Source organism: Polaromonas sp. UC242_47, assembly GCF_044452385.1.
Taxonomy (GTDB): domain Bacteria; phylum Pseudomonadota; class Gammaproteobacteria; order Burkholderiales; family Burkholderiaceae_C; genus Polaromonas.
This window is the reverse complement of record NZ_JBIOAO010000001.1, coordinates 462,278-487,865: the sequence shown is the minus strand read 5'-3', so window position 1 is coordinate 487,865 and position 25,588 is coordinate 462,278. Positions and strand designations below refer to the sequence as shown.

The 25,588-nt window shown below is 60.9% G+C and carries 28 protein-coding genes, 1 tRNA gene and 4 pseudogenes; 17 read left to right on the top strand and 16 right to left on the bottom strand.

What is annotated here, in order from left to right; all coding sequences use genetic code 11:
- The first annotated feature begins 128 nt into the window (after window positions 1-128).
- The 7 genes and pseudogenes from ACHMXK_RS02460 to ACHMXK_RS02430 all read left to right on the top strand — a co-directional run bounded on the left by ACHMXK_RS02460 (window position 129) and on the right by ACHMXK_RS02430 (window position 8,276).
- Complete coding sequence (locus ACHMXK_RS02460; protein WP_397437380.1) at window positions 129-1,058, top strand: branched-chain amino acid ABC transporter permease; 930 nt, start codon at window positions 129-131, stop codon at window positions 1,056-1,058.
- 39 nt (window positions 1,059-1,097) lie between these two features.
- Window positions 1,098-2,174: a branched-chain amino acid ABC transporter permease gene (locus ACHMXK_RS02455; RefSeq protein ID WP_397437378.1), complete on the top strand. Its 1,077-nt coding sequence runs from the start codon at window positions 1,098-1,100 to the stop codon at window positions 2,172-2,174.
- Between the two features lie 118 nt (window positions 2,175-2,292).
- Window positions 2,293-3,628: pseudogene (locus ACHMXK_RS02450) on the top strand (ABC transporter substrate-binding protein).
- A gap of 93 nt (window positions 3,629-3,721) precedes the next feature.
- Window positions 3,722-4,531 carry an ABC transporter ATP-binding protein gene (locus ACHMXK_RS02445; protein ID WP_397437376.1) on the top strand — a complete coding sequence of 270 codons (810 nt, stop codon included), beginning with the start codon at window positions 3,722-3,724 and terminating at the stop codon, window positions 4,529-4,531.
- Window positions 4,532-4,639: 108 nt separating this feature from the next.
- Window positions 4,640-5,900, top strand: a pseudogene (locus ACHMXK_RS02440) (phenylacetate--CoA ligase family protein).
- Between the two features lie 234 nt (window positions 5,901-6,134).
- Window positions 6,135-7,121 (top strand): tripartite tricarboxylate transporter substrate-binding protein, encoded by a 987-nt coding sequence (locus ACHMXK_RS02435; protein ID WP_318405846.1) that lies wholly within the window; start codon window positions 6,135-6,137, stop codon window positions 7,119-7,121.
- Window positions 7,122-7,265: 144 nt separating this feature from the next.
- Complete coding sequence (locus ACHMXK_RS02430) at window positions 7,266-8,276, top strand: Bug family tripartite tricarboxylate transporter substrate binding protein (protein WP_397437374.1); 1,011 nt, start codon at window positions 7,266-7,268, stop codon at window positions 8,274-8,276.
- Window positions 8,277-8,397: 121 nt separating this feature from the next.
- Here the strand turns inward: ACHMXK_RS02430 and ACHMXK_RS02425 are convergent, their stop codons facing one another.
- On the bottom strand, window positions 8,398-8,721 hold the full coding sequence (locus ACHMXK_RS02425) for a DUF1840 domain-containing protein (RefSeq protein WP_397437372.1): 324 nt from the start codon (window positions 8,719-8,721) through the stop codon (window positions 8,398-8,400).
- 147 nt (window positions 8,722-8,868) lie between these two features.
- On the opposite strand from ACHMXK_RS02425, the gene ACHMXK_RS02420 reads away from it, so the two are divergent.
- The 8 genes and pseudogenes from ACHMXK_RS02420 (at window position 8,869) to ACHMXK_RS02385 (ending at window position 17,169) form a co-directional block, all read left to right on the top strand.
- A complete protein-coding gene (locus ACHMXK_RS02420; RefSeq protein WP_397437370.1) occupies window positions 8,869-9,609 on the top strand; it encodes a 2OG-Fe dioxygenase family protein in 741 nt (246 codons plus the stop codon).
- Between the two features lie 218 nt (window positions 9,610-9,827).
- Window positions 9,828-12,129: pseudogene (locus ACHMXK_RS02415) on the top strand (bifunctional salicylyl-CoA 5-hydroxylase/oxidoreductase).
- 63 nt (window positions 12,130-12,192) lie between these two features.
- Window positions 12,193-12,675, top strand: a complete 483-nt coding sequence (locus tag ACHMXK_RS02410; RefSeq protein WP_397437368.1) for a MarR family winged helix-turn-helix transcriptional regulator — start codon at window positions 12,193-12,195, stop codon at window positions 12,673-12,675.
- On the top strand, window positions 12,672-13,526 hold the full coding sequence (locus ACHMXK_RS02405; protein WP_397437366.1) for an enoyl-CoA hydratase family protein: 855 nt from the start codon (window positions 12,672-12,674) through the stop codon (window positions 13,524-13,526). Before ACHMXK_RS02410 ends, ACHMXK_RS02405 begins: the two co-directional genes overlap by 4 nt.
- Window position 13,527: 1 nt before the next feature.
- Entirely contained in the window at window positions 13,528-14,697 is a 1,170-nt protein-coding gene (locus ACHMXK_RS02400) for an acyl-CoA dehydrogenase family protein (protein ID WP_397437364.1), read from the top strand.
- On the top strand, window positions 14,694-16,334 hold the full coding sequence (locus ACHMXK_RS02395) for an AMP-binding protein (protein ID WP_397437362.1): 1,641 nt from the start codon (window positions 14,694-14,696) through the stop codon (window positions 16,332-16,334). Before ACHMXK_RS02400 ends, ACHMXK_RS02395 begins: the two co-directional genes overlap by 4 nt.
- The gene (locus tag ACHMXK_RS02390; RefSeq protein WP_397437360.1) at window positions 16,331-16,777 is read left to right on the top strand and encodes an acyl-CoA thioesterase; all 447 of its coding nucleotides are present in this window, start codon (window positions 16,331-16,333) and stop codon (window positions 16,775-16,777) included. Before ACHMXK_RS02395 ends, ACHMXK_RS02390 begins: the two co-directional genes overlap by 4 nt.
- Complete coding sequence (locus tag ACHMXK_RS02385; RefSeq protein WP_397437358.1) at window positions 16,774-17,169, top strand: RidA family protein; 396 nt, start codon at window positions 16,774-16,776, stop codon at window positions 17,167-17,169. Before ACHMXK_RS02390 ends, ACHMXK_RS02385 begins: the two co-directional genes overlap by 4 nt.
- Before the next feature lie 64 nt (window positions 17,170-17,233).
- Here the strand turns inward: ACHMXK_RS02385 and ACHMXK_RS02380 are convergent, their stop codons facing one another.
- Entirely contained in the window at window positions 17,234-17,665 is a 432-nt protein-coding gene (locus tag ACHMXK_RS02380; RefSeq protein WP_397437357.1) for a serine hydrolase, read from the bottom strand.
- 20 nt (window positions 17,666-17,685) lie between these two features.
- Window positions 17,686-18,339: pseudogene (locus tag ACHMXK_RS02375) on the bottom strand (serine hydrolase domain-containing protein); the annotation flags it as partial.
- Between ACHMXK_RS02375 and ACHMXK_RS02370 the strand changes: the two are divergent.
- On the top strand, window positions 18,338-18,487 hold the full coding sequence (locus ACHMXK_RS02370; RefSeq protein WP_397437355.1) for a hypothetical protein: 150 nt from the start codon (window positions 18,338-18,340) through the stop codon (window positions 18,485-18,487). The pseudogene ACHMXK_RS02375 and the gene ACHMXK_RS02370 overlap by 2 nt on opposite strands.
- A 58-nt stretch (window positions 18,488-18,545) precedes the next feature.
- Here ACHMXK_RS02370 and ACHMXK_RS02365 read toward each other — a convergent pair whose 3' ends face one another.
- Entirely contained in the window at window positions 18,546-18,992 is a 447-nt protein-coding gene (locus ACHMXK_RS02365) for an SRPBCC family protein (RefSeq protein WP_397437353.1), read from the bottom strand.
- Between the two features lie 206 nt (window positions 18,993-19,198).
- On the opposite strand from ACHMXK_RS02365, the gene ACHMXK_RS02360 reads away from it, so the two are divergent.
- Complete coding sequence (locus ACHMXK_RS02360) at window positions 19,199-19,501, top strand: hypothetical protein (protein ID WP_397437351.1); 303 nt, start codon at window positions 19,199-19,201, stop codon at window positions 19,499-19,501.
- On the opposite strand, the gene ACHMXK_RS02355 is transcribed toward ACHMXK_RS02360, so the two are convergent.
- The 12 genes from ACHMXK_RS02355 to rpsE all read right to left on the bottom strand — a co-directional run bounded on the left by ACHMXK_RS02355 (window position 19,480) and on the right by rpsE (window position 25,586).
- Window positions 19,480-19,556 (bottom strand) — tRNA-Met (locus ACHMXK_RS02355). The two genes, ACHMXK_RS02360 and ACHMXK_RS02355, sit on opposite strands and share 22 nt — an antisense overlap.
- 27 nt (window positions 19,557-19,583) lie before the next feature.
- Window positions 19,584-19,985, bottom strand: coding sequence for a 50S ribosomal protein L17 (gene rplQ, locus ACHMXK_RS02350; RefSeq protein ID WP_318405866.1), 402 nt, complete (start codon window positions 19,983-19,985; stop codon window positions 19,584-19,586).
- Window positions 19,986-20,067: 82 nt separating this feature from the next.
- The gene (locus ACHMXK_RS02345) at window positions 20,068-21,057 is read right to left on the bottom strand and encodes a DNA-directed RNA polymerase subunit alpha (protein ID WP_318405867.1); all 990 of its coding nucleotides are present in this window, start codon (window positions 21,055-21,057) and stop codon (window positions 20,068-20,070) included.
- Between the two features lie 95 nt (window positions 21,058-21,152).
- On the bottom strand, window positions 21,153-21,776 hold the full coding sequence (gene rpsD / locus ACHMXK_RS02340; protein WP_397437348.1) for a 30S ribosomal protein S4: 624 nt from the start codon (window positions 21,774-21,776) through the stop codon (window positions 21,153-21,155).
- 135 nt (window positions 21,777-21,911) lie between these two features.
- Window positions 21,912-22,316 (bottom strand): 30S ribosomal protein S11, encoded by a 405-nt coding sequence (gene rpsK, locus ACHMXK_RS02335; RefSeq protein WP_077592475.1) that lies wholly within the window; start codon window positions 22,314-22,316, stop codon window positions 21,912-21,914.
- A 17-nt stretch (window positions 22,317-22,333) separates the two neighbouring features.
- Window positions 22,334-22,699, bottom strand: coding sequence for a 30S ribosomal protein S13 (gene rpsM / locus ACHMXK_RS02330; RefSeq protein WP_188709716.1), 366 nt, complete (start codon window positions 22,697-22,699; stop codon window positions 22,334-22,336).
- Window positions 22,700-22,724: 25 nt separating this feature from the next.
- Complete coding sequence (rpmJ, locus tag ACHMXK_RS02325) at window positions 22,725-22,838, bottom strand: 50S ribosomal protein L36 (protein ID WP_011481465.1); 114 nt, start codon at window positions 22,836-22,838, stop codon at window positions 22,725-22,727.
- A 26-nt stretch (window positions 22,839-22,864) separates the two neighbouring features.
- The gene (gene infA / locus ACHMXK_RS02320; RefSeq protein ID WP_077563621.1) at window positions 22,865-23,083 is read right to left on the bottom strand and encodes a translation initiation factor IF-1; all 219 of its coding nucleotides are present in this window, start codon (window positions 23,081-23,083) and stop codon (window positions 22,865-22,867) included.
- A gap of 4 nt (window positions 23,084-23,087) precedes the next feature.
- Window positions 23,088-24,407 (bottom strand): preprotein translocase subunit SecY, encoded by a 1,320-nt coding sequence (gene secY / locus ACHMXK_RS02315; RefSeq protein ID WP_397437345.1) that lies wholly within the window; start codon window positions 24,405-24,407, stop codon window positions 23,088-23,090.
- A gap of 22 nt (window positions 24,408-24,429) precedes the next feature.
- Window positions 24,430-24,861 (bottom strand): 50S ribosomal protein L15, encoded by a 432-nt coding sequence (gene rplO, locus ACHMXK_RS02310; RefSeq protein WP_397437343.1) that lies wholly within the window; start codon window positions 24,859-24,861, stop codon window positions 24,430-24,432.
- 12 nt (window positions 24,862-24,873) lie between these two features.
- Window positions 24,874-25,056: a 50S ribosomal protein L30 gene (rpmD, locus tag ACHMXK_RS02305; RefSeq protein WP_077592479.1), complete on the bottom strand. Its 183-nt coding sequence runs from the start codon at window positions 25,054-25,056 to the stop codon at window positions 24,874-24,876.
- 11 nt (window positions 25,057-25,067) lie between these two features.
- Window positions 25,068-25,586 (bottom strand): 30S ribosomal protein S5, encoded by a 519-nt coding sequence (gene rpsE, locus ACHMXK_RS02300; RefSeq protein WP_318405895.1) that lies wholly within the window; start codon window positions 25,584-25,586, stop codon window positions 25,068-25,070.
- Window positions 25,587-25,588 lie beyond the last annotated feature (2 nt).

Here is a 25,588-nt window from a genome sequence, read left to right as displayed (position 1 = left end):
AAACACGCAGACTCTGTCTTGTCCAGCGGCCGCAGTGGAACCGGCTTTGCCGGGCCACATGCGGCGTCCCCAGGAAGGGGAGAGGCGGCTACGCGCAGCGAGCCCGCAACAGGGGTGGGTGAATAACCATGGCTTTTTTTCTGGAAACACTGACGGGCGGCCTGATGGCCGGCATGCTTTATTCCCTGGTGGCACTGGGCTTTGTACTCATCTACAAGGCCTCGGGCGTGTTCAACTTCGCGCAGGGCGCGATGGTGCTGTTCGCCGCGTTGGCGATGGCGCGACTGGCTGAATGGATTCCGGCTTTGACCGGCATTACCAACCCCGTGGCGGCCAACGTGCTAGCTTTCATCGGCGCCGGGGGATTGATGTTTGCTGTGGCCTGGGTAATCGAGCGCCTGGTGCTGCGCCACCTCGTCAACCAGGAAGGCGCCACCCTGCTGATGGCCACGCTGGGCATCACCTACTTCATGGAAGGCCTGGGGCAGGCCATGTTTGGCAGCGACATCTACAAGATAGACATAGGCATGCCCAAAGACCCGGTCTTTGTGCTGGAGTCGGTTTACCAGGGTGGTGTGCTGATCAACAAGGAAGACGTGATCGCAGCCGCCATTGCTGCTGCACTGGTGGCCGCGCTCAGCATCTTCTTCCAGAAGACCGCTACCGGGCGCGCCCTGCGCGCCGTGGCCGACGACCACCAGGCCGCGCAGTCCATAGGCATACCGCTCAACCGCATCTGGGTCATCGTCTGGTGCGTGGCCGGCGTGGTGGCGCTGGTGGCCGGGATGATCTGGGGCAGCAAGCTGGGTGTGCAGTTCTCGCTCACCACGGTGGCCCTGCGCGCCCTGCCGGTGGTGATCCTGGGCGGGCTCACCTCGGTGCCCGGCGCCATCATAGGCGGGCTGATCATAGGCGTGGGCGAGAAGCTCTCCGAGGTCTACCTTGGCCCCTTTGTGGGCGGCGGCATAGAGATCTGGTTCTCCTACGTGCTGGCGCTGGTGTTCTTGCTGTTCAGGCCACAGGGCCTGTTCGGAGAGAAAATTATCGATCGCGTCTGAGCGGCCGAGCTCCACCATAAGAACGACAAGGAGACTTTCATGATTTACCGCGAAAACGGCCAGTTCAAGACCAGCTACCGCGCCGACCAGCAGATCTTCCCGATCGCGCAGGATCGCATCGCCATCCTGGCCCTGCTGGTCGTCGCCTTTGTTATCGTGCCAGGGCTAGCCAGCGACTACCTGTTCCGCGCCATCCTGATTCCCTTTGTGATCATGTCACTGGCAGCGCTTGGCGTGAACATCCTGGTCGGCTACTGCGGCCAGATCTCGCTGGGCTCGGGCGCCTTCATGGCCGTGGGGGCCTATGGCGCCTACAACTTTTTCGCCCGCATCCCCGGCATGCCACTGATACCAACCCTGATCCTGGGCGGCCTGTGCGCCACCGTGTTCGGCATTCTTTTTGGCCTGCCCAGCCTGCGTGTCAAGGGCCTTTATCTGGCGGTGGCAACCCTGGCAGCGCAGTTCTTTGCGGACTGGATGTTCCTGCGCATCAAGTGGTTTACGCTGGACAACGCCTCGGGTTCGGCGGCGGTGTCCAACCTGCAGGTCTTCGGCCTGCCGCTGGAAAGTGATGTGAGCAAGTACCTGTTCTGTCTCAGCGTGCTGTGTGTGCTGAGCCTTGCGGCCAAGAACCTCGTGCGCGGCGCCATAGGCCGTGAGTGGATGGCCATACGCGACATGGACGTGGCCGCTGCCGTGATTGGCATCCGCCCCATGTACGCCAAGCTCAGTGCCTTCGCGGTCAGCTCCTTCATCATCGGCGTAGCCGGCGCGCTGTGGGCCTTCTTCTACCTGGGCGCCTGGGAGCCAGGCGCATTTTCGGTGGACCTGTCCTTCAAACTGCTGTTCATGGTGATCATAGGCGGCATGGGCTCCATCATGGGCAGCTTCTTCGGCGCCGCCTTCATCGTACTGCTGCCGATCGCGCTCAGCCGCTTGCTGCCGCTGCTGGCCTCGATGTTCGGGCATGAGATCACGACCACTGCCGCCTCGCATGCCGAGCTGATGGTCTTTGGCGGCCTGATCGTGTGGTTCCTGATTGTCGAGCCGCACGGGCTGGCCAAACTCTGGTCTACCGCCAAGCAAAAGCTGCGCCTATGGCCCTTCCCGCATTAAGAATGCCGCAGATGTACGCATCAAGCCGCCACATGTGCTCGCTAGTCCCAATGCGCCGACCGGCTCCGCAATGTTTACTGACAGCGTTTCGTTCCTTTAACACCAACAGGAGAACTTCATGAAGATTCGCCAACTCGTCCTAGCCGCTGCCCTCGCAGCCACCAGTGCAACCGCACTGCTCAGCGGCACGGCCTTCGCCCAGGCCAAGGAACAGTACATGCCCGTGTTGTCCTATCGCACCGGCCCCTATGCCCCAAATGGCACGCCTATCGCCAACGGCATCGTCGACTACTACAGGCTCACCAACGCGCGCGGCGGCATCAATGGCGTGAAGCTGCTGGTCGAGGAGTGCGAAACCGGTTACGACACCGCGCGTAGCGTGGAGTGTTATGAGCGCCTCAAGGGCAACAACGGGGGGCGCCGCTGTGATCCAGCCCTGGTCCACCGGCGCCACCTTCGCCATCACCGAAAAGGCCCCGGCCGACAAGATCCCGCTGGTGACCCTGGGCTACGGCCGCAGCGAAAGCGCCGACGGCACGGTGTTCAAATGGAACTTCCCGCTGGCGGGCAACTACTGGGTGGCCGGCGACGTGATCATCCAGGCCATAGGCAAGAAGGAAGGCGGGCTCGACAAGCTCAAGGGCAAAAAGATCGCCTTGGTCTACCACGACAGCCCTTTCGGCAAGGAGTCCCTGCCCATCCTGCAGGAGCGCGCCAAGATGCATGGCTTCCAGCTGATCGAGCTGCCGGTGACGGCCCCCGGCGTGGAGCAGAAGGCCACTTGGCTGCAGGTGCGCCAGTCGCGCCCCGACTACACCATCCTGTGGGGCTTCGGCGTGATGAACTCCACCGCGCTCAAGGAAGCCCAGGCCACCGGCTACCCGCGCGAGAAGATGTACGGCGTGTGGTGGTCGGGCGCCGAACCCGATGTGCGCGACGTGGGTGACGGTGCCAAGGGCTACAACGCCGTGGCGCTGCAGAACAGCTCAGACTTCAACGCCAAGGTGGTCAAGGAAACCCTGAGCAGCCTGCACGGCAAAGGCCAGGGCACAGGCCCCAAGGAGGAGGTGGGCCAGGTACTGTGGCTGCGCGGCGCCATGAGCGCCATGCTCACCGTCGAAGGCATACGCGCCGCCCAAGAACGCTTCGGCAAGGGCAAGGTCATGACCGGCGAGCAGGTGCGCTGGGGCCTGGAAAACCTCAACCTCACCCAGGCCAAGCTGGACGCGCTGGGCTTCAGCGGCGTGCTGCGCCCCATCAGCACCTCCTGCCAGGACCACATGGGCGCCACTTGGGCACGCATAGAAACCTGGGACGGCAAGGCCTGGAAGATCAGCAGCGACTGGATGCAGGGCGACGAGCAGATCATCAAGCCCATGGTCAAGGCCCACGCAGCCAAGTACGCCGCCGAGAAGAAGCTGACGCCGCGCACCCCGGCCGACTGCCAGTCCTGAACCTGGCCCTTCCTTCCCCGATCGGGAAAGGAAGCCGTCAACCGAAAGGCCGGCGAGGCTGGCCTTTCGGTTGATTTAAACGGATATATCACCATGAGTGACTCACACATCGTTCTCAACGTCAACGGCATCGAGGTCATCTACAACCACGTGATCCTGGTGCTCAAGGGGGTGTCCCTGCAGGTGCCCGAGGGACGCATCGTGGCCATCCTGGGCGGCAACGGCGCCGGCAAGACGACCACCCTGCGGGCCATCTCCAACCTGCTCCAGGGTGAGCGCGGAGAAGTCACCAAGGGCAGCATCGAACTGCGTGGTGAACGGATTGAAAACCTGTCGCCGGCCGACCTGGTGCAGCGCGGCGTGGTGCAGGTGATGGAAGGCCGGCACTGCTTTGCCCACCTGACGATTGAGGAAAACCTGCTGACAGGCGCCTACACCCGTAAAAGCAAGGCCGAAGTGGCGGCCAACCTGGACAAGGTCTACAACTACTTTCCGCGGCTGAAAACCCGGCGGACCTCGCAAGCCGCCTACACCTCGGGCGGCGAGCAGCAAATGTGCGCCATAGGCCGCGCCCTGATGGCCAACCCCAGCATGGTGCTGCTGGACGAACCGTCCATGGGCCTGGCGCCGCAGATTGTCGAGGAAGTCTTCAACATCGTGAAAGACCTGAACCAGAAGGAAAAAGTTACTTTCCTGCTGGCCGAACAAAACACCAACATGGCCCTGAAATACGCCGACTACGGCTACATCATGGAAAGCGGCCGGGTCGTGATGGACGGCGCCGCCAGCGACCTGGCCAACAACGAAGACGTCAAGGAGTTTTATCTGGGCGTGGGCGGCGGCGAGCGCAAGAGCTTCAAGGACGTCAAGAGTTACAAACGCCGCAAACGCTGGCTTGCCTAGGCCCCCACGCTCCGCCGCTGCGCCTGCGGACCGGCGAAGCCGGTTCCGCGGCCCTGGCTGGCTTGTTCGCATCGCACAGAGGTATTGACAGGATTTGGAAGATCTCACATGACCACACATTACGATGCCCTGGAAACGCGCGCCCCGGCCGAGCGCGAAGCCGCCCTGCTGGCAGCCTTGCCCGAACAAATTGCCCATGCCCGCACACGTTCGCCAGCGTTCACTGCGCTGCTGGCCGGTGTCGATGCCCTGGCCGTGGACTCGCGGGCGGCGCTGGCGCAATTACCCGTCATCCGCAAACACGAGTTGCTGGAGCGCCAAAAAGCGGCGCGCCAGGCCGGCGGGTCCGGCGATGTGTTTGGCGGCTTCAGCGCGCTGCCCTTCGGCGCGCGTATGCCGGCGTGTTTTTGCCAGCCCCGGCCCCATTTACGAACCCGAAGGTGCACGCAAGGACTACTGGCGCATGGCGCGTGCCATGTTTGCCGCGGGTTTTCGTCCGGGTGAGTTGATCCACAACTGCTTCAGTTACCACTTTGTACCGGCCGGCTCGATGATGGAAACCGGCGCCCACGCGCTGGGCTGCACGGTGTTCGCCGGCGGCACCGGCCAGACCGAACAACAGGTGCAGGCCATCGCCGAGCTCAAACCCGCCGGCTACATCGGCACGCCGAGTTTTCTCAAACTCATTGTGGACAAGGCCGCGGAAATGGGTGTGCCGCTGCCCAGTGTCACCAAGGCCTTGGTCTCTGCCGAAGCTTTTCCGCCCAGCTTGCAGGCCTGGTTTGCCAGCCGCGGCATAGACGGCTACCAGTGTTACGCCACGGCGGATCTGGGCCTGATTGCTTATGAAACATCAGCCCGCGAAGGCCTGGTGCTGGATGAACATGTGCTGGTGGAAATCGTCCGCCCGGGCACCGGCGACCCGGTTCCCGAGGGCGAGGTCGGCGAACTGGTGGTCACCACCTTCAACCCGGACTACCCGCTGATCCGTTTTGGCACGGGCGACCTGTCGGCCGTGTTGCCCGGCCCCTGCCCCAGCGGGCGCACCAACAGCCGCATCAAGGGCTGGATGGGCCGCGCCGACCAGACCACCAAGGTAAGGGGCATGTTTGTGCATCCCGGCCAGGTGGCCGACATCGCCCGGCGTTTCCCGGAAATCCGCAAGGCCAGACTGGTGGTGAGCGGTGAAATGGCCAAGGACAACATGACACTGCAGGTCGAGGTCAGCGACCTGCCGTCAGGGCTGGCTGACCGGATCAGCGAGGCCATCCGCGACGTGACCAAGCTGCGCGGCGATGTGGTGCTGGTGGCCACGGGCAGCCTGCCCAATGACGGCAAGGTTATCGAGGACGCACGCAGCTATAAGTAGCGACCCCACGCTCGTCACTGCGTGTGCTTCGCTGCCCCCCGAAGGGGGCGCTGCGCCTGCGGCCCGGCAAAGCCGGTTCCGCGGCCCTGGCTGGTCGGGAGGAAGTCCCCACGCTCGTCCGTTCGTCCTGAGCGGATGCCCCCGAGACGTTGAGTGATTGCCCTTACGTAGTTCCCGCGATGGACAGTGGCATGGCGGTTTGTAAACTTGGCGCTTAAATTCCAAGGAGACTTCATGAAACGCCTGTTAGTTCTGGCCGTGGCGGCAACCGCCCTGTTCGCCAATGCACAAACCTATCCCGGCACCAAACCCGTGTCCATCGTGGTGCCGTTTGCGGCCGGCGGCCCGACCGACCGTGTGGCGCGCGACCTGGCCGAAGCCATGCGCAAAGCCATGGGCGGCAATGCCAACTTTGTGGTGGAAAACGTCAACGGCGCTGGCGGCACGATTGGCGCGACCAAGGTCGCCAAGGCCAACCCCGACGGCTACACCCTGCTGCTGCACCACATCGGCATGGCCGCAGCACCTGGCCTGTACCGCAAGCTGCAGTACAAACCGCTGGAAGACTTTGAGTACCTGGGCCTGATCAACGAAGTGCCTATGACCCTGATCGGCAAGCCCCAGCTGCCCGCCAACAACTACCGCGATTTCGAGAACTACATCCGCGCCAACGCCGGCAAGCTCAACATCGCCCATGCCGGCCTGGGTTCCGCCTCACACCTGTGCGGCCTGATGTGGCAAGCGGCGATCAACGCCAAGGATGCCATGACCACCATTCCGTTTGGTGGCACGGCACCGGCCATGAATGCCCTGATCGGCGGCCAGGTCGATTTGATGTGTGACCAGACCACCAACACCACCGGTCAGATCGAGGCCGGCCGGGTCAAGGCCTTTGCCGTGACCACCGCCAAACCTTTGACCAAACACAAACTGCTCAAGGACTACCCGTCCCTGCAGGAAATGGGCCTGAAAGGTTTTGACCTGACCATCTGGCACGGCCTGTATGCCCCCAAAGGCACACCACCGGCGATCCAGGCACAACTCAACACCGCGCTCAAAATCGCACTCAAAGACCCTGATTTCATCAAGAAGCAGGAAGGCCTGGGCGCCATTGTGGTGACCGACAAACGCATGGAGCCGGCCGCACACAAGGCTTTTGTGGCCAGCGAAATCGCCAAGCTCAAACCCGTGATCGAAGCCGCCGGCAAATTCGCCGACTGATCCAGCGAGTCCCCGTCTGAGAGCCGCCCGGCGCAAGCCCGGCGGCTTTTTTCATGCCCACCGGGATTGCCCCGATGGTGGCGGCCACAGCGGGGCGTACAGTGGCCGCATCACTTTCACCGCCTTCTGGCAGGAACCCCCACCATGCGCCCAAACTTCAAGCCAAATCGCCGCCTGGCCCTGACCGGACTTGCGCTGGTAGCTATCTCTTTTATAGCAATGCCAGCCAGCGCCCAAAGCAGCTGGCCAACCAAGCCGGTGCGGATTGTGGTTCCTTTCGCCCCCGGCGGCACCACCGACATCCTGGCCCGGGCCATCGCGCCCGAGCTGTCCAAAGCCTTCGGCCAACCCTTCATCGTGGACAACCGGGCCGGAGCCGGCGGCAACGTGGGCGCCGACATCGTGGCCAAGTCACCGGCCGACGGCTACACCCTGCTGATGGGCACGGTGGGCACACACGGCATCAACAAGTCGCTGTACGCCAAGATGCCGTTTGACCCGCAAAAAGACTTCGCGCCCATCACCCTGGTCGCCGGTGTGCCGAATGTGATGGTGATGAACACGGAAAAGGCCGCCAAGCTGGGCATCCACAATGTGGCGGATTTTGTCGCCTATGCCAAAACCCACCCCGGCCAGCTCAGCATGGCCTCCAGCGGCAATGGCACCTCGATTCACCTGGCCGGCGAATTGTTCAAATCCCAGAACGGGATTTTCATGACCCACATTCCCTACCGCGGCTCCGGCCCGGCCTTGCTGGACATGATAGGCGGCAATGTGGACGTGATGTTCGACAACCTGCCCTCGGCCATGCCGCAAATCAAGGGCGGCAAACTCAAGGCCTTTGCGGTCACCAGCGCCCAGCGTTCGGCCGCCCTGCCCGACCTGCCCACGGTGGAAGAAGCCGGCAAACTCAAGGGTTTTGAAGCCAGCAGCTGGTTTGGCCTGCTGGCGCCCGCCGGCACCCCGCCCGACATCGTCAACCGCATCCAGCAGGAAGTGGCCAAGTCACTGAACACCGCGGCCATCAAGGAAAAAATGCTGGCACAAGGCGCCATCCCCAGCGGCAACACGCCGCAGGAGTTTGCCAAGCTGATCGACTCGGAAATCAAGAAGTGGGCGCAGGTCGTGAAAACCTCAGGCGCCAAGGTAGATTAACAAGCGACCGGGCCATCCCCCCGCAAGCAGGGGCCGCGGAACCGGCTTCGCCGGGCCGCAGGCGCAACGGCCCCCGCGGGGGGCAGGGCGCTACACGCGGTGAGCGACCGTGGGGGCTATATCAGACGCCCCAGACGATGTCGCAGTTATCCTTGTAGCTGCGCTTGAGCAACTCGATAAAAGGCATGACGCGCAGGCGCAAACTCACCGCCGTGCCATCGTAGCCAAAACTGTGTTCTTCGCCGCCCTCGGCGTCGGCCGCATGACGTTCGGCCTCCTCCCTGAGGATGGCGGCTTCCAGGCTGGCAATGGCCGCCGGCATTTGCTCCGGCAGGACAATGCCTTTGGCCCCGGCGTCTTTGCCTATGATCTCCAGCACACGCCGGCCGTTCGGCTCCAGCATGAGCAAGTCGCCGGACGCTTTTGATTTGAATTTGTATAGCATGGGCAGTTCCTTTTTTGACATCAACGCCATTGATTATGGGTGTTGTTGGCGGCCGGCGCCTGTAGGCTGCCGCCCCGTTCTGCGTCCTGCGCGCCCGCGCCGGGGCTGACGGACACCGGTCGGCGCGCTGAAGCAAAATAGGCGTCTATGTTCACCATTTCCACCGCTCCAAAGCCTGCCGTACAAGCCTTGAGCCAGGACGGCCTGCGCCTGCTGTCCGCCACCGATCTGGCCGCCACCCTGCCGCCCGGCTGGGCCGACAGCTGGCCCGCGCTGGCGGACTCCTGGAACCGCCTGCCACCGGACGCCCACCTCAAGGACGGCGGCCACTACCGCAAGCGCCGGCACGCCTGTTTCGTCCAGGACCTGGCTGATGGCAGCCTGGCGCAGACACCGCACCGCGCGCACTGGCAACCGACCGATTACAACGCCCTGCATGGCGGCTTTGAGCGCTGGTTTGACCCGGTTGAAGCCACCGTGGCCAACGCGCCGGCCTGGACCACCTTGCTGGCCAGCCTGGGCCAACTGTTTGCGCAGGTGCGTCCGGTGCCGCACTGGTTTATCGAGGCGCACCAGTTCCGCATCGACACCGCCGGCGGCGTGGGCCGGCCCACCCCCGAAGGCGCGCACCGCGACGGGGTGGACTTTGTGGTGGTGATGCTGGTGGCGCGGCGCGGCGTCAAGGGCGGCGAAACGCGGGTGTTCGATGCCAACGGACCCCACGGCCTGCGTTTTGTGATGCAGGAGCCGCTGACCACCTTGCTGCTGGACGATGCCCGGGTGATTCATGAAACCACGCCCATCCTGCCGCAGGAGGCCGGCACGCTGGACGGGCACCGGGACACCCTGGTGTTGACTTACCGGGCGGGCGGTTTCCAGTCCCCATAACCTGAGCCCCCACGCGCGTCACTTCGTGTACGTCGCTGCCCCACTAGGGGGCGCTGCGCCTGCGACCCGGCTAAGCCGGTTCCGCGGCCCCGGCTGGTGAAGAGGGTGACCCTGCGAAAAACCATCACCACGCCCCGGTTTAGGAAAAACCCGCTTGACGAAATTAGTTTAAACCTAAACAATTAAGACTCGATCAATTCACTTGAACGGTGTAGTCAATGCAGATTCTTTGCCTGGGCGGTGGCCCCGCCGGTTTGTATTTCGCGCTGCTGATGAAGCTGCAGAACCCGGCGCATCAGATCACCGTGGTCGAGCGCAACCGCCCGTTTGACACCTTTGGCTGGGGCGTGGTTTTGTCCGACCAGACGCTGGGCAACCTGCGGCTGGCCGACCCGGTCAGTGCGCAACTGATAGGCGACGCCTTCAACCACTGGGACGACGTCGAGGTGTTTTTCAAAGGCACCTCCGTGCGTTCGGGTGGCCACGGTTTTTGCGGCATTGGCCGCAAACGCCTGCTCAACATCCTGCAAGAGCGTTGCCTGGAACTCGGCGTGGAGCTGGTGTTTGAAACCGACGTGCAGGACGACCAGGCCATCGCCGCGCAGTACCAGGCCGATCTGGTGATTGCCAGCGACGGCCTGAACAGCCGCATCCGCAACCGTTACGCCGACACCTTCCAGCCCGATGTGGATTTGCGCGCCTGCCGCTTTGTCTGGCTGGGCACACACAAAACCTTTGACGCCTTCACCTTTGCTTTTGAACAGACCGAACACGGCTGGTTTGCGGCGCACGCCTACAAGTTTGACGAAAACACCTCCACCTTCATCGTCGAAACCCCAGAAGCCGTCTGGAAAGCCCACGGCCTGGACCAGATGAGCCAGGAAGAAGGCATTGCCTTCTGTGAGCACCTCTTCGCCAAATACCTGGACGGCAATGCCTTGATCAACAACGCCACCCATGTGCGTGGCTCGGCGATCTGGATTCGTTTCCCGCGTGTGGTCTGCGAGCACTGGGTCCACCACGAAGCCATCAACGGCAAGGACGTGCCCATCGTGTTGATGGGGGACGCTGCCCACACCGCGCACTTCTCGATTGGCAGCGGCACCAAGCTGGCGCTGGAAGACGCGATCGAGCTGAGCCGCTGTTTTGCCCAACACACCGATGCCCAGCCCGCATTGCAAGCCTATGAAGCCGTGCGTTCCGTGGAGGTGCTGAAGATCCAGAACGCGGCACGCAATTCGACCGAGTGGTTTGAAAACGTGGACCGATACAGCGGCCTCGATGCCGAACAGTTTTTCTACTCGCTGCTGACCCGCTCACAACGTATCAGCCACGAAAACCTGCGTGTGCGCGATGCGTCGTGGCTGCAGGGTTACGAACAATGGCTGGCCAAAAGCCAGGGCCAACCCGCGCCACCACCCATGTTGCTGCCGCTGAAGGTGCGCGAGTTGCAACTGAAAAACCGCATCGTGGTGTCGCCGATGGCGACCTACAGCGCGATAGACGGTCTGCCGCAAGACTTTCACCTGGTGCACCTGGGCGCACGGGCGCTGGGCGGTGCCGCCATGGTGTTTGCCGAAATGACCGCGCCCTGCCCCGAAGGCCGCATCACGCCCGGCTGCCCCGGCCTGTGGAATGAAGAACAGATGCTGGCCTGGAAACGTATTGTCGATTTCGGGCACCGCTCGGGCGAAGGTGTACGCATGGGCATGCAGTTGGGCCACAGCGGGCCCAAAGGTTCGACCCCAGGTCGGCTGGGAAGCGCCCGACGAACCGCTGACCACAGGCAACTGGCCGCTGCTGGCCGCCAGCGCCGTGCCTTACGGGCCGACCAATGCCGTGCCGACACCGATGACACGGCAGGACATGGACCTTATCAAGGCGCAGTTTGTCCAGTCCGCGCTGTATGCGGCGCAAGCCGGTTTCGACTGGCTGGAACTGCACTGCGCCCACGGCTACCTGCTCTCGAGTTTCATCACCCCGCTGACCAATCTGCGCACCGACGACTACGGTGGCGCCGTGGACAACCGCTGCCGTTACCCGCTGGAAGTTTTTGCGGCCATGCGTGCGGTCTGGCCGGCGCATCTGCCCATGAGTGTGCGTATCTCGGCCCACGACTGGGCGCCTGGCGGCAACACCGCCGACGATGCGGTGGAAATCGCACGCCTGTTCAAGGCCGCCGGCTGCGACTTCATCGACGTGTCGTCAGGCCAGACCACACGTGCCGCCAAACCGGTCTACGGCCGCATGTACCAGACGCCGTTTGCCGATCGCATCCGCAACGAGGTCGGTATCCAGACCATTGCCGTCGGTGCGATTTCGGAAGTTGATCACGTCAACAGCATCATCGCCGCCGGGCGCGCCGACCTGTGCGCGATTGCACGCCCGCACCTGGCCGACCCGGCCTGGACTTTGCACGAAGCGGCCAAGCTGCAAAGCCGGGCGGTGGACTGGCCGAAACAGTATCTGAGCGGCCGGGACCAGCTCTACCGCGAACTTTCCAAGCAAAAACAGGCTTGAGCCCAAGAGATACGAGCGCAAGTAGCTAGCAAAACGATAGCAAAAAAGAGTCAGGAGAACCCCATGGACATGGAAGCACGCGGACACCGCGAACACCCGGAGGCGCTGCGCCTGTGGTTGCGCCTGCTGACCTGCACGCAGCTGATTGAAAAACAGGTGCGCGGGCAATTGCGCGAACAGTTCGACACCACCTTGCCGCGTTTTGATTTGATGGCGCAACTCGAGCGCAACCCGGAAGGGCTGAAGATGAACGAGTTGTCGCGCCGCATGATGGTCACCGGCGGCAACGTCACCGGCATCACCGACCAGTTGGTGGCCGAAGGCCTGGTCGAACGGGTGGCGGTCGCCGGCGACCGCCGCGCCTACCGCGTGCGCCTGACGCCCCGCGGCCGCAAGATTTTTGACGACATGGCACGCCAGCACGAAAGCTGGATTGTCCAGGCCCTGGGTGGCCTGTCACCGCGCGAAATCGACACCCTGCACAAGCTGCTGGGCAAAGTCAAACAACACCAAACCGACCTCAGCCAGGAACTGGAAAACACATGAAGCACTACATCACCGCCAGCAACCCCATGCACGCGCAGTTCAATGCCATGGGCAACTACCAGGCGCGCCACTTCGCCTACAGCTTTGACCATGGCGTCGCCACCTTGACCCTGAACCGGCCCGAGCGCAAAAACCCGCTGACCTTCGACTCTTATGCCGAACTGCGGGACTTGTTTCGCAAGCTGAACAGCGCCACCGACGTGAAAGTGATTGTGCTCACCGGTGCCGGCGGCAACTTCTGCTCGGGCGGCGACGTGCACGAAATCATTGGCCCGCTGACCAAAATGGCCATGCCCGAACTGCTGGAGTTCACACGCATGACCGGTGACCTGGTCAAGGCCATGCGCCTGTGCCCGCAACCCATCGTGGCGGCGATTGACGGCATTTGCGCCGGCGCCGGCGCCATGATGGCGCTGGCCGCCGACATGCGCCTGGGCACGGCGCAGGCCAAGACCGCCTTCCTCTTCACGCGTGTGGGCCTGGCCGGCGCCGACATGGGCGCTTGTGCGCTGCTGCCGCGCCTGATCGGCCAGGGCCGCGCGTCCGAGTTGCTGTTCACCGGCCGCGCCATGACGGCGCAGGAAGGGCTGGCCTGGGGCTTTTTCAACGCCTTGCACGAGCCGGCCGAGGTGCTGGCCAAAGCCCAGGCCATGGCCGCCGATCTGGCCGCCGGACCGACCTTTGCCCATGGCATGACCAAAACCATGTTGCACCAGGAATGGGCCATGACCCTGGACCAGGCGATTGAAGCCGAAGCCCAGGCGCAGGCCATCTGTATGCAGACCCAGGATTTCACGCGCGCCTACGAGGCCTTTGCCAGCAAACAAAAACCCGTGTTCCAGGGAGACTGATGTGAAAGCGAGCACCACCCACCTGGCCCTGCCTTTTTTTGACGATGCCCACCGCGCACTCGGCGAACAACTCGCCGCCTGGGCGCCAGAGCAACAGGTCGACGAGCGTGATGACCGGCAGGCCTGCAAGGAGTGGGTACGCCGCCTGGGCGACGCCGGCTGGTTGCGTTATTGCGTGCCTGCCAGCAGTGGCGGTGCGCTGGAAAAACTCGATTCACGCGCGCTCGTGATCCTGCGTGAAACCCTGGCCTTTCACTCCCCGCTGGCCGACTTTGCCTTTGCCATGCAAGGCCTGGGCAGCGGCGCCATCACCCTGGCCGGCACGGCGGCGCAACAAGCCGCCTACCTGCCGGCGGTGGCGCGTGGCGACAAGATTGCCGCCTTTGCCTTGAGCGAGCCGGAGGCCGGCTCCGACGCCGGCGCCATGCTTACCAGCGCCGAGCAGACCGGCAGCGAATGGGCGCTCAACGGCAGCAAGACCTGGATCAGCAACGGCGACATCGCCGATTTTTACGTCACCTTCGCCAAGACCGATATCAGCGCCGGCACACGTGGCATCACAGCCTTTATCGTCGACGCCGGCACACCCGGCCTGGACAGCAGCGAACACATCGCCGTGATGGCGCCGCACCCGCTGGCCACCTTGAAGTTTGCGCACTGCCGCGTACCCGGTGAGGCCCAACTGGGCGCGCTCAACGGCGGCTTCAAGCTGGCCATGCAGACCCTGGACATCTTCCGCGCTTCGGTCGCGGCCGCCGCCCTGGGCATGGCGCGCCGGGCCTTGTTCGAGGCCGTGCGTTTTGCGCGAGAACGCAAGATGTTCGGCCAGACCTTGGCCGACTTCCAGCTGACACAGGCCAAGATCGGCGAGATGGCGGCGCTGATCGACGCCGCCGCCCTGCTGACCTACCGCGCCGCCTGGCTGCGTGACGACAGCGAACGCAGGGGAGCGGGCACACGTATCACCGCCGAAGCCGCCATGGCCAAAATGACCGCCACCGAAAATGCCCAGCGCGTGATCGACATGGCGCTGCAAATGCATGGCGGCCTGGGCGTCAAGGTCGGCACCAAGGTCGAAAGCCTGTACCGCGACATCCGCTCCCTGCGCATCTACGAAGGTGCGACCGAAGTCCAGCAACTGATCATTGGCAAGGCGGTGTTGCAATCATGACTACTCCGACGCCCACCGCCACAGCGCCTTCCGCGCAAACCGACCGCTTTGTGCATGACCGCCTGCCACCGCAGGCGCTGCTGCCCGAGCTGCGCTACCCGCTGCCCGGCATGCACATTCCCGCCCAGGCCAACCTGGTGGACACGCTGTTCAGCAAGGCCTTTGCCAACGGCCATGGTGACAGGCCGATGTTGCGCTCGGACCGGATCACGCTGAGTTATGCCGAGGCACTGGAGCGCGTCAATCGCATCGCGCAGGTCCTGACCGAAGACTGCAAGCTGGTGCCGGGCAACCGGGTTTTACTGCGCGGCGGCAACTCCATCGGCATGGCCTTGGCCTGGCTGGGCGTGGTGCAAGCCGGGCTGGTGGCCGTGGCCACCATGCCCTTGCTGCGCGCCAAGGAGTTGGGCGAGATCATTGAAAAAGCGCAGCCCACCGTGGCCATCTGCGACGCCACGCTGCTGGATGAATTGGCGCAGGCCCAGGTGGCGCATCCGGTCTTAGGCACGGTGTTGAAGTTCAATGCGCTGGGCGATCCGCAGGATCTGGGCGCCTTGTGCGCCGCCAAGTCCGGGCAATTCACGCCCTGCGCCACCGCGGCCGACGACATCGCCATGATGGCCTTCACCTCGGGTACCACCGGCACACCCAAAGCGGCGGTGCACACACACCGCGATGTGCTGGCCGCCTGCGAGGCTTGGCCGCGCCATGTGCTCCAGGCCACGCCCGAGGACATCGTGATGGGTTCCCCACCGCTGGCCTTTACCTTCGGGCTGGGCGGCATGCTGATTTTTCCGATGTGGGCAGGCGCCTCGGTGTATTACCCCGGCGTGGCCTACACACCCGAAGTCATGGTCAAACTCATCAGCCAGGTGGGCGCCACCATCTGTTACACCGCGCCCACGTTTTACCGGCAGATGGCGGTATTTGCAAAACAACATGGCGTGCCGACCCTGCGCACCTGTGTCAGTGCCGGCGAAGGCCTGCCCGACGCGACCCGCCAGCTCTGGAAAGAAGCCACCGGCATCGAGATGACGGACGGCATAGGCGCAACCGAGATGTTCCACATCTTCATCTCCGCCGCGCCGGCAGACGTGCGCCGCGGCGCCATCGGCAAGGTGGTGCCCGGCTATACCGCCAAGGTGGTGGACGACCTGGGCCAGGAAGTGCCACGCGGCACCGTCGGCAAACTCGCCGTCATCGGGCCCACCGGCTGCCGCTACCTGGCCGATGTGCGCCAGGCCAATTACGTCAAGGACGGCTGGAACTACCCGGGCGACGCCTTCCTGCAGGATGCCGACGGTTATTTCTTCTTCCAGGCCCGGGCCGACGACATGATCATCACCTCGGGTTACAACGTGGGTGGCCCGGAGGTGGAAGACGCTTTGCTCAAACACCCGGCCGTCGCCGAATGCGGCGTGATTGGTGTGCCCGATGAAGAGCGCGGCATGATCGTCAAGGCGATTGTGGTGCTCAAGCCCGGCCAGGTCGGCGACGAGGCCATGGTCAAACTTCTGCAAGACCATGTGAAAACCACGCTCGCGCCCTTCAAGTACCCGCGCCAGATCAAGTTCGTGAGCAGCCTGCCGCGCACGGAGACCGGCAAATTGCAGCGTTTCAGGTTGCGCCAGCCATGAAGTTCGACACCCAAAAACAGATTCGCTTTCACCACTGCGACCCGGCCGGCATTGTTTTTTATCCGCAGTATTTTTACCTGCTGCACGAAGCCCAGGAAGATTTTCTGGCGCATATCGGTTACCCCGAACACGAACTGATCGCCTCGGGCATAGGTGTGCCCATCGTGGATCTGAAAACCGAATTTCTCGGCATGTGCCGTTATGGCGACGAGATCAACATCCGCCTGAGCTTGAGCCGCATTGGTAATGCCAGCCTCGGCATGCGCTATGAAGTTCATAGCGCCTCGCGCATACCGGATGCGGGCAAGAGCCTCAAATTGCTTGCAAAAACCGTGGTGGTGTGCTCCGAGGTGCCACACGGCAAGGTGTTACCCATCCCGGACGGCTTGCGCCAGGCGTTACTGCCTTATCTCGACACAGAACTGGAAGAAAACAAATCATGATGAAACTATTGCAACCCGCCGAGTGGACCGCGCCCAAGGGTTACGCCAATGGCGTGATGGCGCGCGGCGCGATGATTTTTGTGGGCGGCCAAATCGGCTGGAATGCCCAGCAGCAGTTTGAAAGCGACGACTTCATCGCACAAACCCGCCAGGCCCTGCAAAACATCCTGGCCGTGCTGCAGGCCGGCGGCGCCGGACCGCAACACATGGTGCGCATGACTTGGTATGTGGTGGACCGCGTGGAATACCTCGCGCGCCTGAAGGAACTGGGGGCGGCCTACCGCGAGGTCATGGGCAAAAGCTTTCCGGCCATGACCTGTGTGGAAGTGTCGGCCCTGGTGGAAGAACGCGCGCGTATTGAAATTGAAGTCACGGCCGTGCTGCCGGACTGAACGGGGCATGCCCATCGGGCTCGGTGCGGCTGGCCGGTTTTCTCCGAAGCGGACAGTCCGACGCTCAGTGCTGGCGAGCCGTTCCGGTCCAGGTCTGAGCGACCAAGGCCTGGGCGATCCGATGGGATGGCGCGGCACTGTTCGACACCAGGATCACCACCGCCTCATGGGAGTCGGGCCAGACGATCCACTCGCTCAGGTAGCCGCCGGTCACGCCGTTGTGCGCCCACACCCTTGAGGATGCGGCGGGAAGCAACATACCGTAGCCCATCCGGGATGCGCCTTCGCGATAGGGTGCCAGTGGAGAGACCAGGCGCTCTGCCGCCGCCCCGAACTGACCTCGGCGTCCTTGCAGCAATTCCCGGCTGAAGACGAGCAGGTCTGTTGCTGTGGAGCGCAGCCCTCCAGCAGCTGCAAAGGCGTCCATTTCCCATTGCGCCGCGCGGTCCTCTTGGGCAAATGCAGGAGCCAGCCTCCGCTCCAGATCGCGAGACAAGGTCTGGGTGTACTCGGCATGCCGATGCGTCCTGTGATGTCGCGCTGCACAAGCGCCTCCCAGGAGACCTGCGAGCGTTCTGCCAGAAGTTCGCCCAGGATGGCGTAGGCATAGTTGCTGTACCTCGTCTCGCACGGCGGCGCGCGGCTCACGATGGTGCTTCCCAGAATCGACCACAGATGCGGTCTGTCATAGCGCCGTTGTTTGTCGACGGGCAGCCGCGCCGGGTTGCTTGGCCACGTCGTGAGGCAGGATGTGTGCGTGAGAAGTTGCCCCAGGGTGATGCCTTGAGTTTGCTCACTGGAAAGATGAACCCGGTCCGATAACAACTCGCCCAATGATTGGTCCAGGCGCAACTCACCGCGCTCTACGCGCTGCGCGACAAGCAGTCCAGTCAAGACCTTTGTGACAGAGCCGATTTCGAACACGGGCTCAGGAGTCTGCGATGGGTCGTCCACGCTGAACGCAGCACCGGCATCGGTGCGCCGCAGAACCGCAACATCCATGCGCTCCCCGCGGAGGATGCCACCCGCAGCAACGCCAGGCAAGGTACCCAGGGTCGCCTCGGCCAACGCCCCGGCATCCAGACCAGGGATCCGGGTCTGTGCGAGGCATGCGCCAGCGAAAAAACACGCCAGCGCGACAAGCCAACGAAGCTTGGGAGGAGGCCGCATGACCGAAAAAGACGGCGGCGTGCAGCGTTTATCTTTGGAAGGCTCAGGCATTTTTGTGGCTGGGTCTGGTCACGAACGGCTTCCTATTGTGGCGGACGCGCTGTCAGGTGAGGGGTGGCGACTCCTGTTGGAGTCAACCTGCGAATGAGGTTAAGCGGACCCGGCTATCCAAGATCTTCTTTTGATGCCTGCCCAAAGCGGACGCTTCAACCCGGAATATTCGGCTCGACCAACTGGGCCAGCGCAAGAAGCGACTCCTGCCAGCCCAGGTAGCACATTTCGACAGGAATCACCTCGGGAATGCCTTCCTGCACGACGGACATGTCGGTGCCACAGGAAACGGGGGTCAGCGTCACGCTGGTTTTCAGCGTGCCCGGCAGCTTGGGGTCGTCGAACGTCGCATCGTATGTAATGCGCTGGCCGGGGACAAGTTCCAGGTATTTCCCGCCGAACGCGTGGCTGTGACCGGTGCCAAAGTTGGTGAAGGACATGCGCCAGGCGCCGCCGATCACGGGGTCCATGTTGTGGACCTGGCCGGTAAATCCGAACGGTGGCAGCCAGCGCGCGAAAGCGCCTGCTTCAACGAAGGCTCGGTAGAGCCGATCCGGGGTGGTGCGTAACACACGGTGCAGACGGACAGTGTTGGTAGCCATGGTGTTCTCCTGGAGTGCAGAGGATGACCCTCAACTGAGACGACGAATGAGCTTGCGAAAAATCGACAGCCAGCGATAGCCGGCGCCTGATTCTGAGGCCAAACGCCAGAAGGGACGGCCAGAGACCATGGCGATGAGCACAACGCCGCCGCTACGGAGCGCCAGAGGGCCTTGCCAGGGCAAACCGGAGACAGATCCAGCGCGTGATGAAAGCCGGCGATCGTCTCCGCCACTGGCCGCTCATCATCGAGCAGGCTGAATGGATGACTTTGAAGCGTATGAACCGATGCCAAGAAGAGGCAAATCAGGAGGCATCCACGATTTATCACACCAGCAGAAAGTGGAAAATAGATGAAATAAGGCGTTGCCACGGTGCATTACTGGCGACGCCAAAGTCATTCGGCCGAAGAAATGAGAATATCAGCCGGAAAGCAAAACGCCCACATGAAGTGGGCGTTTTGGGTACCAGATCTGGTGATCTGGAGGTTGGTTGCGCGGGCAAGATTTGAACTTACGACCTTTGGGTTATGAGCCCAACGAGCTACCAGGCTGCTCCACCGCGCGATATGTATTTATTATAGCTTACTTTTCTTACTTTGCTTCGGCCACATCAGCTGTAGTGTCTTCCGACACATCAGGACGATCAACCAGTTCAACCAAAGCCATAGGCGCGTTGTCGCCCACACGGAAACCCATTTTCAGGATACGTGTGTAGCCACCAGGACGAGCCTTGTAACGTGGGCCGAGTTCGGCAAACAGTTTGACGACCATGTCGCGATCACGCAAGCGATCAAACGCCAGGCGTTTGTTGGCCAGTGTGGGCTCTTTGGCCAAAGTGATCATGGGCTCAACAACGCGACGCAGTTCTTTGGCCTTGGGCAAAGTGGTCTTGATGGCTTCATGCTGAATCAGAGAATTCATCATGTTGCGAAGCATGGCCAGCCGGTGTGAGCTGGTCCGGTTGAGTTTACGAAGTCCGTGTCCGTGACGCATGGTGCTTTCCTTTCAATTTTGTAATTCAAGTAGCCGTATCAGGTACTACCTGTGCACGCCCTCCCGAAGGAGGATATTTTTATTAACGCTTGTCGAGGCCTGCAGGAGGCCAGCTTTCCAGCCGCATCCCGAGTGTCAAGCCACGCGAGGCCAATACTTCTTTAATTTCATTGAGTGACTTGCGACCCAGATTTGGCGTCTTAAGAAGTTCGTTCTCGGTACGCTGGATCAGGTCACCAATGTAATAAATATTTTCTGCTTTCAGGCAGTTGGCCGAACGAACCGTCAGTTCAAGTTCATCCACAGGGCGCAGCAAGATGGGGTCAAATTGCTGCGAGCTGCGCTGAACCGGCGCATCAAAAGCAGCCAATTCGTTGCCTTCGAGTTGCGCAAACACTGCGAGTTGCTCAACCAGGATTTTAGCCGAAGCGCGAACCGCGTCTTCTGCCGTCACCGCGCCATTGGTTTCGATTTCGAGAACCAGCTTGTCGAGGTCGGTGCGCTGCTCAACACGAGCGCTTTCAACGGTGTAGCTGACGCGCTTGACCGGCGAAAACGAAGCATCCAGAACGATGCGGCCAATCGACTTGGTCGACTCGTCGCCGTAACGACGCATGGTGCCTGGAACATAACCGCGGCCGTTTTCAACCTTGATCTGCATGTCGATCTTGCCGCCGTGCGACAGATTGACGATGACATGTTCAGGGTTGATGATTTCAACGTCGTGCGGCGTCTGGATATCGGCGGCAGTCACGGGACCGTCGCCATCCTTGCGCAGGCTCAGGGTGACTTCATCACGGTTGTGGAGCTTGAACACCACACCCTTCAGATTCAGCAGAATGTTGACGACGTCTTCCTGCACGCCATCGATGGAAGAGTACTCATGCAAGACACCGGCGATGGTGACTTCGGTCGCAGCGTGGCCAACCATGGAGGACAGCAAAACACGACGCAGGGCATTGCCGAGCGTGTGGCCATAGCCGCGCTCAAAAGGCTCGAGAGTCACCTTGGCGCGGTTAGGCGCAAGCTGCTCAACGTTAATTGTTTTGGGTTTCAGTAAATTAGTTTGCATGCATTCTTCCTCTCAATACCCTCGGCTCGTTACACCGATAAGGCCGGGTGAAGCGACCCTGCGCCTACAGTGCCCCGTAAGCGCAGGAACGAAAATTAACGTGAATACAGTTCGACAATCAGCGATTCGTTGACATCAGCAGCGAATTCGTCGCGATCAGGCACTTTCTTGAAGATGCCTTCGCCTTTGTCAATGCTGACATCAACCCAAGCCGGCATGCCGACTTGTTGAGCCAGTTGCAGCGCTTCCGCAACACGGGTCTGCTTCTTGGACTTTTCGCGAACAGCGATCACATCACCGGCCTTAACCATGTAAGACGGAATATTGACCGAACCACCGTTGACGGTAATCGCCTTGTGCGAGACCAACTGACGTGCCTCAGCACGTGTGGAGCCAAAACCCATGCGGTAAACCACGTTGTCCAGGCGGCATTCCAGAATCGACAACAGGTTGGCACCGGTATTGCCCTTGCGGCGATCGGCTTCTTCGAAATAACGGCGGAATTGCTTTTCAAGCACGCCATACATGCGCTTGACCTTCTGCTTTTCGCGAAGTTGCAAGCCGAAATCGGAAGTGCGGGTGCCGGAGGTGCGACCGTGCTGACCGGGTTTGGAGTCAAACTTTGCCTTGTCGCCGATGGCTCTGCGAGCGCTTTTCAGGAACAGGTCGGTGCCTTCACGGCGGGATAGTTTGGCCTTGGGGCCGAGGTAACGTGCCACTTGAATTCCTTATGTCATCTGCTGCAATATGTCTGCAGGAGCCGTCGGTGTCACCCGAGCGGCGGTGGGCTTGAGAAAAACGTTGTCCGGGTATGGCTGCGCAACTGCGTCACAGCCATCCCGGATAACTCGAACTTAAATGCGGCGGCGTTTCTGAGGACGGCAGCCGTTGTGGGGAACTGGCGTCACGTCAGCAATCGAATTGATCCGAATGCCCAACGCGGCCAATGCACGCACCGATGATTCGCGGCCAGGGCCTGGGCCCTTGATTTCAACATCAAGATTCTTGATGCCTTGCTCAATGGCGGCACGACCAGCGACTTCTGAAGCAACCTGGGCTGCAAAAGGAGTCGATTTACGCGAACCTTTAAAGCCTTGTCCACCAGAAGATGCCCACGACAAGGCATTGCCCTGGCGATCGGTGATCGTGATGATGGTGTTGTTAAAGGACGCGTGAACGTGAGCGACACCGTCGGCGACGTTCTTGCGAACTTTCTTGCGAACGCGTTGCGCTGCGTTACTGCTTGGGGCTTTTGCCATAACTACCTCTTACTCAATTATTTCTTCAAGGACGCTGCGGCCTTGCGCGGACCCTTGCGGGTGCGTGCATTGGTACGCGTGCGCTGACCGCGCATGGGCAAGCCACGACGATGGCGGAAGCCACGGTAGCAGCCGATATCCATCAAGCGCTTGATGTTCATCGTGGTTTCACGACGCAGATCACCTTCGATGGTGAATTGCGCGATCTGATCACGAATTTTTTCCAAGTCACCGTCAGAAAGATCTTTGACTTTTTTGGAATACGCAATATCACATGCCTCGCAAATTTTGCGAGCACGAGTGCGACCGATGCCGAAAATAGCAGTCAAGCCGATTTCGGCGTGTTGCTGCGGCGGAATATTGATACCAGCGATACGAGCCATGTGCGTCCTCTAAAACTCTTGAAAATCAGCCTTGACGCTGTTTGTGGCGTGGGTCTGTGCAGATCACGCGAACAACGCCCTTACGGCGGATGATTTTACAGTTGCGGCAAATTTTCTTAACCGAAGCTGAAACTCTCATTTCTTTCTCCTAAACTTTTACTGTGCCTATTTGGCGCGAAACACAATACGTGCACGCGACAAATCGTAAGGGGTTAATTCAACTGTCACTTTGTCACCGGGAAGTATGCGGATGTAATGCATGCGCATCTTCCCCGAAATATGACCCAAAACAATATGCCCATTTTCCAGCTTCACGCGAAACGTCGCGTTGGGCAAGTTCTCCACGACCTCTCCCTGCATCTGGATGACGTCATCTTTCGACATTCCATCAAGCGCCTGGTGAAGTTTTAAAGTTCGCCTTCTTCAACAGGGATTCATACTGCTGAGACATCATGTAGTTCTGTACTTGGGCCATGAAATCCATGGTCACAACCACAATAATCAGTAACGAGGTGCCGCCAAAATAGAACGGTACGTTGTACTTCAAAATCAAAAACTCTGGCAGCAGGCAAACAAAGGTGATGTACACCGCGCCGGCCAATGTCAGACGCACCAGAATCTTGTCGATATAACGTGCCGTTTGGTCACCAGGACGAATCCCGGGAATGAAGGCGCCGCTCTTCTTCAAATTGTCCGCTGTTTCCCGGCTGTTAAACACCAGCGCGGTATAGAAGAAGCAGAAAAATACGATCGCGATAGTGTACAGCAACACATAAATCGGCTGACCCGGGGTCAAGGTGCTGGCGATATCTTTTAGCCAACGCATCCCGTCACCTGCGCTAAACCATCCCACCACGGTTGCAGGCAACAGGATGATGGAGGAGGCAAAAATCGGAGGAATCACGCCGGCCATGTTCAGCTTCAAAGGCAGGTGGGACGATTGCCCGCCATACACCTTGTTGCCAACCTGTCGCCTGGCGTAATTCACCAGTATCTTGCGCTGGCCGCGCTCCACGAATACCACGAAATAAGTGACCAGCACCACCACCGCCACAATCACAATGGCGACCAGAATACTCATGGCACCGGTACGGACCAACTCAAGCAAGCCACCCAGCGCATTGGGCAAACCTGCCGCAATACCTGCAAAAATCAGGATCGAGATGCCATTACCCAAACCACGTTCGGTAATCTGCTCGCCGAGCCACATCAAAAACATCGTACCGGCGGTCAAACTCACCACAGCCGTCATACGGAAACCAAATCCGGGCGCCAAGACCAGGCCTGGCGAGCTTTCCAGCGCAATCGCAATACCCATGGACTGGAATAAGGCCAGACCCAAGGTGCCGTAACGGGTGTATTGCGTGATCTTTCTCCGGCCCGCTTCACCTTCTTTTTTCATCTGCTCGAATGTGGGAACCACATATGTGAGCAGCTGCATGATGATGGAGGCGGAGATGTAGGGCATGATGCCCAACGCAAACACCGTGAACCGCGACAAGGCCCCGCCAGAGAACATATTGAACAAGCTCAATATGCCGCCCTGCTGGCCGCTGAAAAGTTGCTGTAACTGGGACGGATCAATTCCTGGAACAGGAATGTGAGCGCCCACACGGTAAACCACCAGCGCAAGCAGCAAAAATACAAGCCTGTTGCGAAGATCACCGAACTTGCCGGTTTTTGCAATTTGTGCAGAGCTGGTTGCCACTGATAGTTATCCGTGTAAGGTTTTAAGCGAGTGCGCCGCCGGCGGCTTCGATTGCGGCTTTAGCGCCCGCAGTCGCGCCGATGCCATTGAGTTTGACAGCTTTTGTGAGCTCGCCAGACTTGATGACTTTGACGTTTTTAGCCAGCTGGCCAACCAGACCGGCTGTTTTCAGCGCCAGCAAGTCCACTTCGGCCAGACCGAGCTGCTCAAGAGCGGCCAGGGTGACTTCAGCATTGAACTTCAGCAGCTGCGACTTGAAACCGCGCTTGGGCAAACGACGCTGCAAAGGCATTTGACCGCCTTCGAAGCCCACCTTATGGTAGCCGCCCGAACGGGATTTCTGACCTTTGTGGCCGCGACCAGCCGTTTTACCCAAGCCAGAGCCGATGCCGCGACCGACGCGGCGCTTGGCATGTTTGGCGCCTGCGCCAGGCTTGATTCCGTTTAATTCCATCATAAACTCCGCTTACAGCACCTTGACCAGGTAGCTGATCTTGTTGATCATGCCGCGCACAGCGGGCGTGTCCTGCAGTTCGCTCTTGCTGTTGATACCGCGGAGACCCAGGCCGCGCACGGTGGCGCGATGGGATTCCTTGGTGCCAATCGGGCTGCGAACCAGGGTCACTGTGAGTTTTTTCTCTGTCGTCATTGGGTACCGCCTTAGCCGAAGATCTCTTCGACCGATTTACCACGCTTGGCAGCGATGTCCGAAGCCGTCGTGGAGTTGTTCAGCGCGTCCATCGTTGCACGCACCATGTTGTAAGGGTTGCTGGAACCGTGGCTTTTGGCCACGATGTCAGTGATACCCATCACTTCAAACACCGCACGCATAGGTCCACCGGCAATGATGCCAGTACCTTTGGCGGCCGGCATCATCATGACGCTGGCAGCACCCCAGTGACCAAACACGTTGTGGTGAATGGTGCCGTTTTTCAACGACACTTTGGTCATGTTGCGACGGGCCTCTTCCATGGCTTTTTGCACGGCAGCTGGCACTTCTTTCGACTTGCCCTTGCCCATGCCGACGCGACCGTCGCCATCACCAACCACAGTCAGTGCAGCAAAACCGAGAATCCGGCCGCCTTTTACAACTTTGGTCACGCGGTTGACCGCGATCATCTTTTCCTTCAGACCATCGTCTGGAGCGTCGTTTTGTGATTTTGCTTGAAACTTAGCCATAC

What these genes read in the sequence shown, in the direction of transcription:
- rpsE (WP_318405895.1), bottom strand. Translation starts at nt 25,586, where the DNA reads ATGGCTAAGTTTCAAGCAAAATCACAAAACGACGCTCCAGACGATGGT.
- ACHMXK_RS02435 (WP_318405846.1), top strand. Translation starts at nt 6,135, where the DNA reads ATGAAACGCCTGTTAGTTCTGGCCGTGGCGGCAACCGCCCTGTTCGCC.
- ACHMXK_RS02365 (WP_397437353.1), bottom strand. Translation starts at nt 18,992, where the DNA reads ATGGCTACCAACACTGTCCGTCTGCACCGTGTGTTACGCACCACCCCG.
- infA (WP_077563621.1), bottom strand. Translation starts at nt 23,083, where the DNA reads ATGTCGAAAGATGACGTCATCCAGATGCAGGGAGAGGTCGTGGAGAAC.
- rpmD (WP_077592479.1), bottom strand. Translation starts at nt 25,056, where the DNA reads ATGACGACAGAGAAAAAACTCACAGTGACCCTGGTTCGCAGCCCGATT.
- rpmJ (WP_011481465.1), bottom strand. Translation starts at nt 22,838, where the DNA reads ATGAGAGTTTCAGCTTCGGTTAAGAAAATTTGCCGCAACTGTAAAATC.
- rplQ (WP_318405866.1), bottom strand. Translation starts at nt 19,985, where the DNA reads ATGCGTCACGGACACGGACTTCGTAAACTCAACCGGACCAGCTCACAC.
- ACHMXK_RS02445 (WP_397437376.1), top strand. Translation starts at nt 3,722, where the DNA reads ATGAGTGACTCACACATCGTTCTCAACGTCAACGGCATCGAGGTCATC.
- ACHMXK_RS02430 (WP_397437374.1), top strand. Translation starts at nt 7,266, where the DNA reads ATGCGCCCAAACTTCAAGCCAAATCGCCGCCTGGCCCTGACCGGACTT.
- ACHMXK_RS02345 (WP_318405867.1), bottom strand. Translation starts at nt 21,057, where the DNA reads ATGCAAACTAATTTACTGAAACCCAAAACAATTAACGTTGAGCAGCTT.
- ACHMXK_RS02370 (WP_397437355.1), top strand. Translation starts at nt 18,338, where the DNA reads ATGACCGAAAAAGACGGCGGCGTGCAGCGTTTATCTTTGGAAGGCTCA.
- rplO (WP_397437343.1), bottom strand. Translation starts at nt 24,861, where the DNA reads ATGGAATTAAACGGAATCAAGCCTGGCGCAGGCGCCAAACATGCCAAG.
- ACHMXK_RS02455 (WP_397437378.1), top strand. Translation starts at nt 1,098, where the DNA reads ATGATTTACCGCGAAAACGGCCAGTTCAAGACCAGCTACCGCGCCGAC.
- ACHMXK_RS02390 (WP_397437360.1), top strand. Translation starts at nt 16,331, where the DNA reads ATGAAGTTCGACACCCAAAAACAGATTCGCTTTCACCACTGCGACCCG.
- ACHMXK_RS02385 (WP_397437358.1), top strand. Translation starts at nt 16,774, where the DNA reads ATGATGAAACTATTGCAACCCGCCGAGTGGACCGCGCCCAAGGGTTAC.
- ACHMXK_RS02425 (WP_397437372.1), bottom strand. Translation starts at nt 8,721, where the DNA reads ATGCTATACAAATTCAAATCAAAAGCGTCCGGCGACTTGCTCATGCTG.
- ACHMXK_RS02410 (WP_397437368.1), top strand. Translation starts at nt 12,193, where the DNA reads ATGGACATGGAAGCACGCGGACACCGCGAACACCCGGAGGCGCTGCGC.
- rpsK (WP_077592475.1), bottom strand. Translation starts at nt 22,316, where the DNA reads ATGGCAAAAGCCCCAAGCAGTAACGCAGCGCAACGCGTTCGCAAGAAA.
- ACHMXK_RS02395 (WP_397437362.1), top strand. Translation starts at nt 14,694, where the DNA reads ATGACTACTCCGACGCCCACCGCCACAGCGCCTTCCGCGCAAACCGAC.
- ACHMXK_RS02405 (WP_397437366.1), top strand. Translation starts at nt 12,672, where the DNA reads ATGAAGCACTACATCACCGCCAGCAACCCCATGCACGCGCAGTTCAAT.
- ACHMXK_RS02360 (WP_397437351.1), top strand. Translation starts at nt 19,199, where the DNA reads ATGAAAGCCGGCGATCGTCTCCGCCACTGGCCGCTCATCATCGAGCAG.
- rpsM (WP_188709716.1), bottom strand. Translation starts at nt 22,699, where the DNA reads ATGGCTCGTATCGCTGGTATCAATATTCCGCCGCAGCAACACGCCGAA.
- ACHMXK_RS02420 (WP_397437370.1), top strand. Translation starts at nt 8,869, where the DNA reads ATGTTCACCATTTCCACCGCTCCAAAGCCTGCCGTACAAGCCTTGAGC.
- ACHMXK_RS02460 (WP_397437380.1), top strand. Translation starts at nt 129, where the DNA reads ATGGCTTTTTTTCTGGAAACACTGACGGGCGGCCTGATGGCCGGCATG.